This is a genomic window from Micromonospora sp. NPDC049275 (assembly GCF_043197115.1).
GTDB lineage: Bacteria > Actinomycetota > Actinomycetes > Mycobacteriales > Micromonosporaceae > Micromonospora.
Window position 1 is genome coordinate 867,900 of record NZ_JBICSN010000002.1, and the last position, 14,749, is coordinate 882,648.

At 71.3% G+C, this 14,749-nt stretch carries 14 protein-coding genes; 6 read left to right on the plus strand and 8 right to left on the minus strand.

Features of this window, described 5'->3' with window-relative positions; translation table 11 throughout:
• Positions 1 to 39: 39 nt before the first annotated feature.
• Entirely contained in the window at positions 40 to 1,557 is a 1,518-nt protein-coding gene (gene dop / locus ACGFIE_RS09455) for a depupylase/deamidase Dop (protein WP_393292810.1), read from the minus strand.
• Between the two features lie 203 nt (positions 1,558 to 1,760).
• The gene (gene arc, locus ACGFIE_RS09460; protein WP_363689455.1) at positions 1,761 to 3,545 is read right to left on the minus strand and encodes a proteasome ATPase; all 1,785 of its coding nucleotides are present in this window, start codon (positions 3,543 to 3,545) and stop codon (positions 1,761 to 1,763) included.
• Positions 3,546 to 3,723: 178 nt separating this feature from the next.
• Here arc and ACGFIE_RS09465 point away from each other — a divergent pair, with 178 nt between their 5' ends.
• A complete protein-coding gene (locus tag ACGFIE_RS09465) occupies positions 3,724 to 4,017 on the plus strand; it encodes a ferredoxin (protein ID WP_039908212.1) in 294 nt (97 codons plus the stop codon).
• A gap of 64 nt (positions 4,018 to 4,081) precedes the next feature.
• Here the strand turns inward: ACGFIE_RS09465 and ACGFIE_RS09470 are convergent, their stop codons facing one another.
• The 3 genes from ACGFIE_RS09470 to ACGFIE_RS09480 are packed head-to-tail and all read right to left on the minus strand — an operon-like array spanning position 4,082 to position 6,772.
• On the minus strand, positions 4,082 to 4,654 hold the full coding sequence (locus ACGFIE_RS09470) for a hypothetical protein (protein ID WP_007459901.1): 573 nt from the start codon (positions 4,652 to 4,654) through the stop codon (positions 4,082 to 4,084).
• A 28-nt stretch (positions 4,655 to 4,682) separates the two neighbouring features.
• Positions 4,683 to 5,684, minus strand: coding sequence for a tRNA (adenine-N1)-methyltransferase (locus ACGFIE_RS09475; RefSeq protein WP_393292814.1), 1,002 nt, complete (start codon positions 5,682 to 5,684; stop codon positions 4,683 to 4,685).
• The gene (locus ACGFIE_RS09480; protein WP_393293210.1) at positions 5,681 to 6,772 is read right to left on the minus strand and encodes a site-2 protease family protein; all 1,092 of its coding nucleotides are present in this window, start codon (positions 6,770 to 6,772) and stop codon (positions 5,681 to 5,683) included. Before ACGFIE_RS09480 ends, ACGFIE_RS09475 begins: the two co-directional genes overlap by 4 nt.
• Positions 6,773 to 6,912: 140 nt before the next feature.
• On the opposite strand from ACGFIE_RS09480, the gene ACGFIE_RS09485 reads away from it, so the two are divergent.
• The 4 genes from ACGFIE_RS09485 to ACGFIE_RS09500 all read left to right on the plus strand — a co-directional run bounded on the left by ACGFIE_RS09485 (position 6,913) and on the right by ACGFIE_RS09500 (position 12,339).
• Entirely contained in the window at positions 6,913 to 7,827 is a 915-nt protein-coding gene (locus tag ACGFIE_RS09485) for a RecB family exonuclease (protein WP_393292816.1), read from the plus strand.
• A gap of 148 nt (positions 7,828 to 7,975) precedes the next feature.
• Positions 7,976 to 8,662, plus strand: coding sequence for a response regulator (locus tag ACGFIE_RS09490; protein WP_393292818.1), 687 nt, complete (start codon positions 7,976 to 7,978; stop codon positions 8,660 to 8,662).
• A gap of 354 nt (positions 8,663 to 9,016) precedes the next feature.
• On the plus strand, positions 9,017 to 9,784 hold the full coding sequence (locus ACGFIE_RS09495) for an ABC transporter ATP-binding protein (RefSeq protein ID WP_358101050.1): 768 nt from the start codon (positions 9,017 to 9,019) through the stop codon (positions 9,782 to 9,784).
• The gene (locus ACGFIE_RS09500; protein WP_393292821.1) at positions 9,784 to 12,339 is read left to right on the plus strand and encodes an ABC transporter permease; all 2,556 of its coding nucleotides are present in this window, start codon (positions 9,784 to 9,786) and stop codon (positions 12,337 to 12,339) included. Before ACGFIE_RS09495 ends, ACGFIE_RS09500 begins: the two co-directional genes overlap by 1 nt.
• A gap of 69 nt (positions 12,340 to 12,408) precedes the next feature.
• On the opposite strand, the gene ACGFIE_RS09505 is transcribed toward ACGFIE_RS09500, so the two are convergent.
• Both ACGFIE_RS09505 and ACGFIE_RS09510 read right to left on the minus strand, forming a co-directional pair.
• Positions 12,409 to 13,065: an HAD family hydrolase gene (locus tag ACGFIE_RS09505; protein ID WP_393293211.1), complete on the minus strand. Its 657-nt coding sequence runs from the start codon at positions 13,063 to 13,065 to the stop codon at positions 12,409 to 12,411.
• A gap of 122 nt (positions 13,066 to 13,187) precedes the next feature.
• A complete protein-coding gene (locus ACGFIE_RS09510) occupies positions 13,188 to 13,931 on the minus strand; it encodes a neutral zinc metallopeptidase (protein ID WP_393292823.1) in 744 nt (247 codons plus the stop codon).
• A gap of 165 nt (positions 13,932 to 14,096) precedes the next feature.
• Between ACGFIE_RS09510 and ACGFIE_RS09515 the strand changes: the two genes are divergently transcribed.
• Complete coding sequence (locus ACGFIE_RS09515; protein WP_393292825.1) at positions 14,097 to 14,459, plus strand: hypothetical protein; 363 nt, start codon at positions 14,097 to 14,099, stop codon at positions 14,457 to 14,459.
• Between the two features lie 4 nt (positions 14,460 to 14,463).
• Here ACGFIE_RS09515 and ACGFIE_RS09520 read toward each other — a convergent pair whose 3' ends face one another.
• Positions 14,464 to 14,673: a hypothetical protein gene (locus ACGFIE_RS09520; RefSeq protein WP_393292827.1), complete on the minus strand. Its 210-nt coding sequence runs from the start codon at positions 14,671 to 14,673 to the stop codon at positions 14,464 to 14,466.
• Positions 14,674 to 14,749: the final 76 nt, after the last annotated feature.

Genomic DNA, 14,749 nt, shown 5'->3' on the forward strand with positions numbered 1-14,749 from the left:
CGCCGGGTTGCGGCGCACGGCGGGCATTCGGGATCGGGTTCAGCCCTCGGTCAGCGTCTCCAACAGGTCCTTGGCGCTGGCGCAGCGGTCGAAGAGGGCCCCGACGTGGGCGCGGGTGCCCCGCTCCGGCTCCATCATCGGCACCCGGACCAGCGACTCCCGACCCACGTCGAAGATCACCGAGTCCCAGCTGGCGGCGACCACCTCGGAGGCGTACTGGGCGAGGCAGCGGCCACGGAAGTAGGCCCGGGTGTCCTCCGGGGGCTCGGTCATGGCGCGGCGGGTCTCCTCGTCGGTGAGCAGCGTCTTCATCGCCCCTCGGGAGACCAGCCGGTTGTAGAGGCCCTTCTCCGGGCGTACGTCGGAGTACTGCAGGTCGACGAGTTGCAGCTTGTGCGAGCCCCAGCCGAGCTTCTCCCGCTCGCGGTAACCCTCCAGCAGCCGCAGCTTGGCCACCCAGTCCAGCTCGTCGGCGCAGAGCATCGGGTCGCGGCCGAGCCGGTCCAGCACGTCCTCCCACCGGTCCAGTACGTCGGCGGTCTGCTCGTCGACGTCGGTGCCGTAGCGGTCGTCGACAAAGGACCGCGCCCGCTCCAGGTACGCCCACTGCAGGTCCAGGGCGGTCAGGCGGCGGCCGTCGCGCAGCCTCATGAGGTGCGCCAGGGAGGGGTCGTGGCTGACGGCGCGCAGTTCGCTGACCGGGTCGGCGATGCCGAGGTCGGCGCCGAGCGCCTTCTCCTCGATCATGGTGAGGATCAGCGCGGTGGTGCCCACCTTGAGGTAGGTGGAGATCTCGGAGAGATTGGCGTCGCCGATGATGACGTGCAGCCGGCGGTACTTGTCGGCGTCGGCGTGCGGCTCGTCGCGGGTGTTGATGATCGGCCGCTTGAGGGTGGTCTCCAGGCCGACCTCGACCTCGAAGAAGTCGGCGCGCTGGGAGATCTGGAAGCCGCTCTGCCCGCCGTCCTGCCCGATGCCGACGCGGCCGGCGCCGCAGACGATCTGCCGGGTCACGAAGAACGGCGTCAGGTACGCCACGATGTCGGCGAACGGGGTCTGCCGGCGCATCAGGTAGTTCTCGTGGGCACCGTAGCTGGCGCCCTTGTTGTCGGTGTTGTTCTTGTAGAGGTGGATCGGCTGGCTGCCGGGGATGGTGGCGGCCCGGCGGGACGCCTCGGCCATCACCCGTTCGCCGGCCTTGTCCCAGCGCACGATGTCGCGGGGGGTGGTGACCTCGGGGGTGGAGTATTCGGGGTGGGCGTGGTCCACATAGAGGCGTGCGCCGTTGGTGAGTATCACGTTGGCCAGGCCGAGGTCCTCGTCGGCGAGGGCTTCGGCGGGGTCGTAGGCGGCCCCGGAGTAGGTGAAGCCGCGGGCGTCGCGCAGCGGCGACTCCTCCTCGTAGTCCCAGCGGGCGCGCCCGCCCCGGTTGAGCTCGGGCCGGGCCCCGTAGGCGTTGACCACCTGGGACGAGGTGACCATCGGGTTGGCTCCGGCCTGGCCGGGCACGGAGATGCCGTACTCGACCTCGGTGCCCATGATCCGTCTTACGCTCATCGACCTACCCGCTTCGCTCGCCCGACCCGGTCCCCCGTCATGTCGAGCGTAGTCCGAGTGTTCGGGGACGGGGGCACGCCGGTGCGGGCGGGTTACCGGTGTCGTCTCCGCTGCCCGTCGCCGGGACCAGCCCGGCAGGGGTGGGCGCGACGGGTGGGGCCCGGGACGCGTCGCGTCCCGGGCCCGCTGGTGTCACCGTTTGCTCAGAGGTACTGGCCGGTGTTGCTTGCGGTCTCGATGGACCGGCCGGCCTCGGCGCCCTTGCCGCCGGAGACGAGCGTGCGGATGTAGACGATCCGCTCGCCCTTCTTGCCGGAGATGCGGGCCCAGTCGTCGGGGTTTGTGGTGTTGGGGAGGTCCTCGTTCTCGCGGAACTCGTCGACGCAGGCGTCGAGCAGGTGCTGCAGGCGCAGGCCCTTGCGACCGGAGGTGAGGAATTCCTTGATGGCCATCTTCTTGCTCCGGTCGACGATGTTCTGGATCATCGCGCCGGAGTTGAAGTCCTTGAAGTAGAGGACTTCCTTGTCACCGTTGGCGTAGGTGACTTCGAGGAAACGGTTCTCCTCGGTTTCGGAGTACATCCGCAGCACGACGGCGTCGATCATCGCGGCGACGGTGGCCTGGGGGTCGGCTCCGTGTTCGGCGAGGTCGTCCGGGTGCAGCGGCAGCCCGGAGAGGATGTACTTGGAGAAGATGTCCTTCGCCGCCTCGGCGTCCGGTCGCTCGATCTTGATTTTCACGTCGAGGCGACCGGGGCGCAGGATCGCCGGGTCGATCATGTCTTCCCGGTTGGAGGCGCCGATGACTATGACGTTCTCCAGGCCCTCCACGCCGTCGATCTCGCTGAGCAGCTGCGGGACGATCGTGTTCTCCACGTCGGAGGAGACACCGGAGCCGCGGGTGCGGAAGATCGAGTCCATCTCGTCGAAGAACACGATCACCGGGGTGCCCTCGCCGGCCTTCTCCCGAGCCCGCTGGAAGATCAGCCGGATGTGCCGCTCGGTCTCGCCGACGTACTTGTTGAGCAGCTCCGGGCCCTTGATGTTGAGGAAGAAGCTGGTGTGCTTCTCCTTGCCCTGCCGCTCGGCGATCTTCTTGGCCAGCGAGTTGGCCACCGCCTTGGCGATGAGCGTCTTTCCGCAGCCGGGCGGGCCGTAGAGCAGGATGCCCTTGGGCGGGCGGAGCTGGTGCTCGCGGAACAGGTCCGCGTGCAGGAACGGCAGCTCCACCGCGTCGCGGATCTGCTCGATCTGCGACTGGAGGCCACCGATGTCGCCGTAGTCGACGTCGGGCACCTCCTCCAGGACCAGCTCCTCGACCTCGCTCTTCGGGATCCGCTCGTACGCGTACGCCGAGCGGGGCTCGATCATGAGCGAGTCGCCGGCCCGGATCGCCGAGCCGATGAGCGTCTCGGCGAGGTGCACGATGCGTTCCTCGTCGGAGTGGGAGACCACAAGCGCCCGGTCGCCCGGCCCGCCGTTCGGTCCCTCCAGGATCTCCTTGAGCATCACGACCTCACCGACCCGCTCGTATCCGAACGCGTCGACGATGTTGAGCGCGTCGTTGAGCAGGACCTCCTGGCCGCGACGCAACTCGTCCACGTCCAGTGAGGGCGAGACGGAGACCCGCAGTTTGCGGCCGCCGGTGAAGACGTCCACCGTCCCGTCGTCGTGCTTGGCCAGGAAGACCCCGTAGCCACTCGGCGGCTGCGCGAGCCGGTCGATCTCCTCCTTGAGCGTGACGATCTGCGTGCGAGCCTCCTTGAGGGTGCTCACCAGCCGGTCGTTGTTCTCGGTCAGCCGCGCCAACTGTGCCTGGGTGGCCGCCAGCCGCTCTTCGAGCTGCCGGACGTGTCGGGGGCTTTCGGTCAACTTACGCCGCACCAGAGCGAGTTCCTCCTGAAGGAACGCGACCTGCGTGGAGAGATCGTGGGCTTCCTTCTCCCACCGTGCGGCGCGCGAGTCCGCGTCGTCGCTGCGTGCTGCCACGTCCCACCTCCCCGGGGGGCTTGAACGTTCTGAGCTAACACTAGCCGCTATGAGCCCGATTCGGTCCCACGCAACACCCTCGTCACCGAACCTTGATCGCCAAGGGTGGCCTGGCGGGCCGGTACGGGCGTTCGGGTACCGTCGGAGGCTGGTACGGGAGAACATGGGGGGTGCACCGGTGGCCGAGGTCGCGACCGACCAGTTGCAGGTCTGGGTGGACCAGGATCTCTGCACGGGTGACGGGCTCTGCGTGCAGTACGCGCCGGAGGTTTTCGAGTTCGACATCGACGGCCTGGCGTACGTCAAGGGCGTCGATGGTGAGCTGCGGATGGCGCCGGGCAGCCGGGTGGACGTGCCCGCGCACCTGCGCCTCGAAGTCATCGACTCCGCGAAGGAGTGCCCGGGCGACTGCATCCACGTGGTGCGCGGCGACGGTGTCGAGGTCGCCGGCCCGGACGCCGAGGACGACTGAGTCGGGCGGGCGTCGGCGTCGCGCCGTTCGCGCGACGCCGACGCCACCCGTTCGGGGTACGCCCTCAGAGCATCGGGCGGCCGACCACCGACGCCACCAGCCGGGCGAACTCCTCCAGTCGGGCGATCTGCCCGGCGCCGCCGTCGTCGAGGGTCTTGCCGAAGCGCAGCGCGTCGTGTCGGGGCGTACCCGCCATCTCCTCGCTCGGCGGGGCCTCGTCCAGCGAGGTGAGCAGCAGGTAGACGTCGATGCTGTCGACCCGGATCTCGCCGCTGTCGGAGCGGTTCAGCCGCCGCCGGCAGCCCACCTCGGTGACTGTGGAGACCGGCACCACCCGCAGCGACGACGTCATCGAGCCCGGCGGCCCCTCCCCCGGCGGCACGTCCTCACCGTGCCAGAGGATCAGCCGGCTGCCGTCGCAGACGACGACCTCCTGCCACACGCCGTTGACCTCGTTGACGAAGCGTTCCAGGGTGAAGCCGAGCACCGAGGCGCCGCGCAGCACACCACCGAGGGCTTCCAGGGCGACGTCCGGGTCGCGCAGGTAGGCCCGCGCCGCCGATTCCAGGTCCTGGTACGGCGACCAGTCCGGAAACACGGCGGGCAGGTCGCCGCCGCCGTAACCCGGTCGGCTCATGCCGCCGCCTCCCCCCGCTCGCCGATGGTCACGGCCTGTCCATCTCCCCGGTCGTGTCGGGCTGCGCGTCGGCGGCCCGGGCGGCGGCCGCCTGGCGGGCCGCCTCGGCCTCGCGCAGGTCCTGCCGGCGCTGCGCGTACGCCTCGGTGCCCTTGCTGGGTTTGCGGCGGCGCGGCGGCGCGGTGACGCCCGGGGCGAGCTTGCGCGCGGAGACCAGGAACGCGGTGTGCGCGATCATCCGGTGGTCGGGGCGGACGGCGAGGCCCTCGGCGTGCCAGTCGCGCACCAACGACTCCCAGGCGCGGGGCTCGGTCCAGCCGCCGCGCTCGCGCAGCGCCTCGACGAGTTCGGAGAGCTGGGGCGTGGTGGCGACGTAGCCGATGAAGACGCCGCCGGGCACCAGCGCCCGCTCGACCATGTCGAGGGTCTCCCAGGGGGTGAGCATGTCGAGGATGATCCGGTCGAAGCCGGTTTCCTGGCACTGCGCGACGTCGCCGACGTGCAGGTTCCACGAGGGGTGTGGCCCGTTGAAGAACGCCTCGACGTTGCGCTTGGCGATCTGGGCGAAGTCGTCGCGCACCTCGAACGAGTGCAACTCTCCCTCGGTGCCGACGGCGCGCAGCAGCGAGCAGCTGAGCGCGCCGGAGCCGGCGCCGGCCTCGAGGACCTTGGCGCCGGGGAAGATGTCGCCCATCGCGACGATCTGCGCCGAGTCCTTCGGGTAGATCACCTGGGCGCCGCGCGGCATGGACAGCACGTAGTCCGAGAGCAGCGGACGCAGCGCCAGGAAGGCGGTGCCGCCGCCGGAGGTGGTCACCACGCTGCCGTCGGGCAGCCCGATCAGCGCGTCGTGCGCCAGGATGCCGCGGTGGGTGTGGAACTCCTTGCCGGGCTCCAGCGTCACGGTGTGCATCCGCCCCTTGGGGTCGGTGAGCTGCACCCGGTCACCGGGCCGGAACGGGCCACGGTGCACGGGTGTCAGCGCTCCGGGGGCGGTGTCGGCGGCGACGGTGGAGGGAGTTGCGGTCACGATGTCATCTTCCGGTTGGGTTCGAGGAGCTGTGCCAGGTCCCCGATGTGCAGAATGCCGACGACATCTTCGCCTGACGTCACCACGTACTGCGCGCCCGGGTGGGTCTGCACGGCCTCCATCACCCGTTCGCCGTCCAGCCCGACCGGCAGGGTGGGGAGCGCGGTCAGTGCGCGGGCGACGGTGTCCACCGTCAGCCAGGGGCGGCGCTCGGCGGGGACGGCCGCGGCGGCGGCCGGGTCGACAAGCGCCACCGGGTGACCTGTGGAGTCGGTGACCAGCAGCGCGGCGGCGGGCTGCCCGCCCTCGGCGCGGCGGCGCTGCGCCTCGGACAGCGGTGTGCCGGTGGGCACCGGCCAGATCGGCCGCGCCAGCCGGGCCAGGTCGATAAGCGGGAACCGCCGGCTGACCCGCGCGGCCCGGATCGACTGCCCGGCGCCGCGCCAGAGGGTGACGGCGACAAGCAGCATCAGTGGCAGCGCCACAGGCACCAGGTAGTCGGTCAGGGTCAGCAGGCCGACGAGGACGGCGGTGCCGACGGCGACGACGCGGCCCGCCCAGCCGGCCACCTCGGTGCCACGGTGCCGGTCGCGGGTCAGGCCCCACACGGCGGCGCGTAAGGCACGCCCGCCGTCCAGCGGCAGCCCGGGGAGGATGTTGAACACCGCGACGATGACGTTGCTCAGCGCGAGCTGGAAGGCGAGCTGGTGGGCCACGGTGCCCGGGGGCAGGGCCACGGTGGCGGCGACCGCGAGGACGCCGAGCACCGCGGAGACCGCCGGGCCGGCGAGCGACACCAGCAGGTCGACCTTGGGCGTCGGCGCGTCCCGGTCCATCTCGGTGTACCCGCCGAGCAGTTCCAGGGTGATCCCGCGCACACCGATGCCGTAGCGGCGGGCGGTGAGCGCGTGACCCAGCTCGTGCAGCAGCACCGAGCCGAGCAGTGACACCACGAACCCGAAGCCGATGAGGTAGCCGCTGACCTGCGGCAGGTCCAGTTGCCGGCGGGCGAACTCGGCGTAGAGCACGGCGACCAGCACGGCGAGCAGGAGCATCGAGGCGTTGAGGTGCAGCGGCACCCCGAGCACCCGGCCCACGTTCAGACCGGGTCGCCGGTCGGGCCGACGCGGCGGCCGGGGTGTCTGCTCCATCGCACCGATGCTACGGACCGGCCCGGCGTGGGGCGGGCGGCGGGCGGTGTCACACCGGTGCCCTAACCTTTGCGGACATGACGGCGGAACCGGTCACCACTCCCCAGTCCTCCTCCCCGGCGCAGGCGCCGCCGACGGTGCGGGCCTCGCTGTCCCCGTCGCGGGCGGCGGATTTCAAGACCTGCCCGCTGCTCTACCGGTTCCGCAGCATCGACCGGTTGCCGGAGCGGACGACTGTCGAGCAGGCGCGGGGCACGCTTGTGCACGCGGTGCTGGAGCGGCTGTTCGACCTGCCGGCGCAGGGCCGCACCCCGACCGCGGCCGGTGACCTGGTGGCCCCCCAGTGGGATCGGCTGGTCACCGAGCAGCCGGAGCTGGCCGGGATCTTCGACGACGCCGAGCCGGCCGGCCCGGTGGAGTTTCTGCGCTCCGCGGCGGGGCTGCTGGAGGGCTACTTCGCCGTGGAGGATCCGACCCGGCTGGAGCCGGCCGAGCGGGAGAGCCTGATTTCGGCTGTCGTCGACGACGAGCTGCTGATCCGGGGCTATCTCGACCGGCTCGACGTCGCCCCGGACGGCGCGCTGCGGGTGGTCGACTACAAGACCGGCGGCGCGCCACGGGAGGCGTTCGAGGCGCGGGCGCTGTTCCAGCTGAAGTTCTACGCGCTGGTGCTGTGGCGCACCCGGGGGGTGGTGCCGCGGGTGCTGCGCCTGCTCTATCTGCGCGACGCCGAGGTGTTGGATTACACCCCCGACGCCGACGAGCTGGTCCGCTTCGAGCGCACGGTGGTGGCGCTGTGGCGGGCGATCGAGCAGGCCACCGCCCGGCAGGACTTCCGGCCCCGTCCGAGCAGGCTGTGCGACTGGTGCAGTCACCAGGCGCTCTGCCCCACCTTCGGTGGGACTCCGCCGCCCTTCCCGGTCGCGGCGGCGAACGCCGATCCGCTGCGCGACGCGCGGTCCGCTCCGGTGGTGCCCGGCGCCGACGACTGATCGCCGGTTCGCCCGGACCCGAGCCGCGACGGTGCCGCGTCGGTCGGGACGCCACGGCCGGCGGGCCTCTACGGTGGTCCACGACGCGCCGGCCGGTGTACGCGACGATGACCGGCGTGGGCGCGACGGCGAGGGGACGGGAGACGTGATGGCCGATCGGGTGGCCTCGGCGCGGCCGGTACGGATCCTGCTCGCCGACGACCAGCCGCTGCTGCGCACGGGCTTCCGGATGGTGCTGGGCGCCGAGGGCGACCTGGATGTGGTGGCGGAGGCCGGCGACGGCGTGGAGGCGGTGGAGCTGTCCCGCCGGCTGCTGCCCGACGTCGTGTTGATGGACATCCGGATGCCCCGCATGGACGGGGTGGCGGCGACCCGGGCGATCGTCGACGCCCGACTGCCGGTGCGGGTGTTGGTGCTCACCACGTTCGACCTGGACGAGTACGTGGTGGGGGCGCTGCGCGCGGGCGCGAGCGGGTTCCTGGCCAAGGACGTGCCGGCCGAGGAGCTGATCGCGGCGATCCGCACGGTGGCCGGTGGGGACGCGGTGGTCGCGCCCCGGATCCTGCGCCGCCTGCTGGAGCGCTTCGCCGACCTGCTGCCGGACCCGGCGGCGACGCCGTCGTCGGCGCTCAGCGCGCTCACCGACCGGGAACGCGAGGTGCTGGTGCAGGTGGCCCGGGGGTTGTCCAACGCCGAGATCGCCGCTGTGCTGTCGGTGAGCGAGACCACGGTCAAGACCCATGTCGGGCACGTGCTGACCAAGCTGCGGCTGCGCGACCGGGTGCAGGCGGTCGTGCTGGCGTACGAGTCGGGTCTGGTCCGCCCGCGGGCGTAGTGGCCGCGTGACGGGTACCCCACCCGGCGTACTCGAAGATCCCTCCGTGGGGGGACGGCCCTGTTGCCGTCGTCACCTACCGTGACCGTAGACGGCTCGGCGCGGTTGACCCTCCTGTGGCGTGAGGGGGCAGTGTCGTGTCCGGCGGTGTTTCGCCGGTCGGGAAACCTGTCGATCGGCCGTCGGGTCAGGGGCAACCCTGATGCGGCATGGGGGTGCACCCGCAGCGGGAAATCCGCGCCGGGTCCCCCCGTGGGCGGACGGGGTGGGCGCGAGCAGCGCCGATGATGGAACAGTCGCGCCGGACCATCGGGGGGCGGCGTGGGATTCGGACAGACGGAAGAGGTAGATGACGTGACCGCGACGGTAGGCCAGCAGGCGCAGGCCGCGGCCCGGGCGAACGACGTGTGGAAGGTGTACGGCAGCGGCGAGGCTCAGGTCATCGCGCTGCGGGGGGTCAGCGCGGAGTTCGAACGTGGCCGCTTCACCGCGATCATGGGCCCGTCGGGTTCCGGCAAGTCGACGCTCATGCACTGCCTGGCCGGTCTGGACTCGGTGACCCGGGGGACGGTGGCGATCGGTGCGACGACTGTCACCGGGCTTGGCGACTCGGGGCTGACGAAGCTGCGCCGGGACAAGGTGGGTTTCATCTTCCAGCAGTTCAACCTGCTGCCGACGCTCACCGCCAAGGAGAACATCCTGCTGCCGTTGTCGATCGCCGGGCGCAAGCCGGACCCGGCCTGGTACGACACGGTGATCAAGACGGTGGGCCTGCAGGACCGGTTGGATCACCGGCCGGCGCAGCTCTCCGGTGGTCAGCAGCAGCGGGTGGCGTGTGCGCGGGCGCTGGTCTCCCGCCCCGAGGTGATCTTCGCGGACGAGCCGACCGGCAACCTGGACTCGCGCTCCGGCGCGGAGGTGCTCGGTTTCCTGCGTAACTCGGTGCGTGAGCACGGCCAGACGATCGTCATGGTCACCCACGACCCGACCGCCGCGGCGTACGCCGATCGGGTGGTCTTCCTCGCCGACGGGCAGATCGTCTCGGAGTTGATCGAGCCGACCGCCGAGACGGTGCTGGACACGATGAAGAAGCTGGACACTCCGGCCGAGGTGGGCAACTGATGTTCCGGGCGACACTCAAGAGTCTGCTGGCCCGCAAGGTCCGGCTGATCCTGTCGGGGCTGGCGGTGGTGCTCGGGGTCATGTTCGTCTCCGGCGCGTTCGTGTTGACCGACACGCTGGGCCGCTCCTTCGACTCGGTCTTCGCCGACGGCTTCTCCGAGATCGACGTGAACGTCGCGGCGAAGCCGAAGGTCGAGGTCAACGAGATGGAGGGCGAGCAGACCGCCGCTCCCCTGCCGGCCGCCGTGGTGGGCCGGGTCAAGCAGGTGCCGGGGGTGGCCGGGGCCACCGGCATCGTCAACGCCGACGGCGCCCGGGTGATCGGCAGCAACGGCAAGGTGGTCACGTCGTTCGGTCCGCCGCAGCTGGGTGAGAACTGGATCGGCGAGAGCGACCTGATGCAGCTGCGGGAGGGGCGCGCGCCGCAGGCCGAGGACGAGATCGTCCTCAACAAGGCGTTGGCCACCACGGCGAAGGTGCAGGTCGGTCAGAAGGTAGGCGTGCTCACCGCGTTCGAGTCGAAGAAGCGGGACTTCACGCTGGTCGGGATCATGGGTTACAGCGGTGACCGGGACTCGATCGGCGGTGTCAACGAGGTCTTCTTCACCACGCCGGTGGCGCAGCGGCTGATGCTGGGCGAGCCGGACACGTTCAGCAGCATCACGCTGCGCGCCGCCGACGGCGTCTCGGACGAGACGCTGCGCGACGACGTGGCCCGCACCCTGGGTGCGGACTTCGACGTGAAGACCGGCGAGCAGGTGGCCGCGGACGCCTCGGCCAGCCTGAAGGAGGGCCTGTCCTTCTTCAACAAGATCCTGCTCGGCTTCGCCGCGGTGGCGCTGCTGGTGGGCACCTTCCTGATCCTCAACACCTTCTCGATCATCGTGGCGCAGCGCACCCGGGAGTTGGCGCTGATGCGCGCCATCGGGGCGAGCGGTCGGCAGATCATCGGTTCGGTGGTGTTGGAGGCCATCGCGGTCGGGTTGATCGCGTCGGTGCTCGGCCTGGCTGCCGGCATCGGCGTGGGGGCGCTGCTGGCGTTCCTGTTCGGCAAGTTGGCCGGTGGGCTGACCCTGGCCGGGATCGGTGTGCCGGCGGCCGCGGTGATCGGGTCGTTCGGCGTCGGTCTGGTGATCACCGTGGTGGCGGCGCTGCTGCCGGCGCTGCGGGCATCCCGGATCCCGCCGATCGCCGCCATGCAGGACGTGGCCACCCCGGACCGGCCACTGACCAAGATCACGGTGACGGGGGCGGTGGTCACCGGCATCGGCGCGGTGCTGCTCTTCCTGGGGCTCAGCGGCAACGCACATGGTCAGACCCTGGCCACCATCCTGGGTGGGGTGCTGTTCGCCTTCATCGGCGTGGCGCTGCTGACGCCGCTGATCAGTCGGCCGGTGGTGAGCCTGCTCGGCGCGATCTTCTCCTGGTCGGTGCCGGGCAAGCTGGGCCGGCTGAACTCGGGGCGCAACCCGCGCCGCACCGCGATCACCGCGGCCGCGCTGATGGTCGGCATCGCGCTTGTCACCGGCGTCACGGTGATCCTCGACTCGGCCAAGGGCAGCATCAGCGCCCTCGCCCAGGACACCATCAAGGCCGAGCTGGTGATCTCCGGCCAGCAGGGTGGGCCCCGTCCGCCGAGCTTCGACCCGGGCGTCCTGGACAAGGCGAAGGCCCTGCCCGGCGTGCGGATGGTCGACGGCGAGTACGGCGACATGGGCCGGATCGACGGCGAGAGCACGTGGGTGGCGGCGAGCAGCGACATCGCGTCGCTGCGGCAGATCTTCGGCGCGAAGGCCACCGCCGGTGACATCGACCGGCTCGGGCCGACCCAGATGCTCGCCAGCTCCGACACCGCCACGTCCCGTGGCTGGTCGGTCGGCTCGACGGTCAACGTGCAGCTGACCCGGGGCGAGGCCCGGACGTACACGATCAGCGGCATCTACGAGTCGTCGCAGCTCACCAACCCGGTGACGTTGCCGGCGACGGCGGCGAAGGACTTCGCCATCCCGCAGCCCATCCAGGGCTTCATCCAGCTGGCGCCGGGCACCCGGGTGGCCGACGTGCAGCCGCAGGTGGAGACGCTACTCGCGGACAGCCCCGAGGTGTCGGTGGCCGACCGGGACGCGTTCATCAAGCAGCAGACCAGTTCGCTCGACGGGCTGCTCACGATGATCCAGATCCTGCTGGCCCTGGCCATCGTGATCGCCGTCCTGGGCATCATCAACACCCTGGCGCTGTCGGTGCTGGAGCGGACCCGGGAACTGGGCCTGCTGCGGGCCATCGGCCTTCGCCGCGGCCAGACCATGGGCATGATCACTGTCGAGGCGGTGGTGATCTCCGTGTTCGGCGCGCTGCTGGGCGTGGCGGTCGGCAGCGGCCTCGGCGCCGCAGTGGTCGAGGCGCTCAAGGACGAGGGCATCACCGACCTGATCCTGCCCTGGGGTCAGATGGGGGTCTTCCTCGGTCTCGCCGCGATCATCGGGGTGGTGGCCGCGGTGCTCCCCGCCGTGCGGGCGGCCCGGATCAACGTCCTGGGCGCGATCGCCCACGACTGACCACGTCACCGAGGCCCCGACCGCCGTTGCGCGGTCGGGGCCTCGGCCGTTGGGTCTGGTCGGCCCGGCTCAGCCGGTCGCGCCGGCCCGGTCGGCCGCCAGGGTCGCGAGCAGCTCCAGGTCCACGCCGGTCAGGCTCTCCACCTGGTGTACGCCGGTCAGGCTGGGCAGCGGCACCTCGGCGGGTACGGCCAGCACGGCAGCGCCGGAGGCACGCGCGCTGGCCACCCCGGTCGGCGAGTCCTCGATCGCCACACACCGCTTTATCGGCACACCGAGCAGCCGCGCGGCGGTCAGGTAGGGCTCCGGGTGGGGCTTGGCCGCGACCACCTCGTCGCCGGCGACCACCGTGTCGAAGTTGTCCCGCCCCAGGGTGTCCAGGGCGATCTCGACGAGCGCCCGCGGACTGGAGGTGACAAGCGCGGTGGGGATCCCCGCCGCGCGGACCGCGCGCAACAGCTCGAACGCCCCCGGCCGCCAGCGCAGACCGGTGCGGAACAGCTCCAGGATCCGGGCGTTGATCCACGCCGCGCTGAGGTCCGGATCCCGTTCCGGCTGCCCCAGATCGTCGTGCAGGATACGCATCGACTCGGCCATGGCGGTGCCGATGATCGCCCGGCGGGCGTCGGCGGAGAGGTCGCCGCCGTACTCACGCGCCAGTTCCTGCAGGGCGACGTCCCACAGCTTCTCGCTGTCGACGAGCGTGCCGTCCATGTCGAAGAGCACGGCGGCGGGGTGATGGCTGCTCAGCGGATCCTCCAGGGTCGTAACCGACACCGGAGATCCTGCCAGCACGGGCCGTCGACGGTGGCGGCAACGGGCGCCGAGGTGATCAGGGCTACCCCCGCTCAGCCCAGGTCGCACTCGGACAGGGAGCGCTCGTAGCCGCGGAAGAACATGTCGGTGCGTTGCTCGGCGGTGCCGTGCGCGCCCTCGGCGAACCACGGCTGGTCGGGGTCGTCGCCGACGGCCGCCACCCCCTCCCGGAACTCGTCCAGGTCGCCCTCCGCGAGGCTCAGGTCGCCGGAGCGCACCGAGTCGCCGAGGTACGCCCCGGCCATGCAGTCGGCCTGCAACTCCTGCTGGATGGTGAAGCTGTAGTTGATGCCGAGGCGCACCTGGATGCCGTGGGCGTACTCGTGGCCGAGCAGGTAGAACACGAACGCGTCACCGACCTCGCGGAACGCCGCCACCGACCAGGCGACGTCGTACGCGATGAAGTCGCCCTGCGAGCAGTAGACCGCGTTGTTGCGGGGCAGCGGCTGCCCGCCGCAGGAGACCTCACCGGCCCGCTGGTACGGGGTGACCCGCCGAACGGGTTGGAAGCGTTTCCCGGACGCCTTGAACTGGGCCGCCCAGTAGCGCTCGGCGACCGTCTGCGCGTCGGCCACATCCTGCTTGAACTCGGCCACGCTTGTGGTGCTGTCGGCGCGGGTGGTGTTCGGCCCCGGCGAGGCGGCCGACGGCTTCGCGCCCGGGCGTTCGCCCTCCGGCTCGGCCAGCCCACCGCCGGCGCAGGCCAGCGACACCAGCGCGGCCACCACCAGGCCCGCCAGTGGCCCTCGGGCGTCGCGTCCTGACCATGCCCCCACGGTGCCTCCCCAGACATCGGCGCTCGCGCTGTGCGATACCCCGACGGTACGACCGCCACGCCCACCGGATGCACGCACGAGCGGGCCGGGCGGTTCACGGGGCCGGTGTCGGGCGGCCACAATGGCCCGGGGGCGGAGGTGACCGTCCGGCGAGGAGGGCGCGACGTGCACGTGTTGGGCAGCCGCCGGCGAAGTCAACCGGTCCCGGCGCACGTCGTGTGGCGGTCGTTGCGTGACCCGTACGCGGCGGGCGCTCGCCCCTGGCTGGAGTTGCGCGACGACGAGGTGCCGCCCCGGGTGGTGGCGGGCTACGCACCGGTGCTGCTGGTGTGGTCGTCGCTGTGGCCGCACCGGCCGCTGGACCGGATCCGCTTCGACGTGACGCCCGGATCACCCGGCGGGGACTGCACGCTGCGCTGGACCCTGACCACCGAGGCGGACCTGCCGAGCGAGAGCACCCTCGGCTACCTGCGCCACCGCCTCAACTATTTGATCAACGACAAGCTCCGCCGCTCCTACGGGCAGTGACCCGTCACCCGCCCGACTCGCGGCCGCGCTGCCACGTCGCGCCCTGGTCCCCCTGCCGCTCGGCCTCGTACCGCTGCTGCCTGGCGCGAGCGTCCCGCCCGGCAGCGCGGTCGTCACCCGCGCCCGGCCGTCCCCGTCCCCGCCGCGCCACGACTCCGACCGCCAGCCCCGCCACCGCAACGAAACCGCCGGCAACCACCCACACCACCGTCATGCCGCCACCCTAGGACCCACCATCCACCAATCCCCATCCCCATCTCGTCGATCATGAAGTTATTGCGCCGACACGC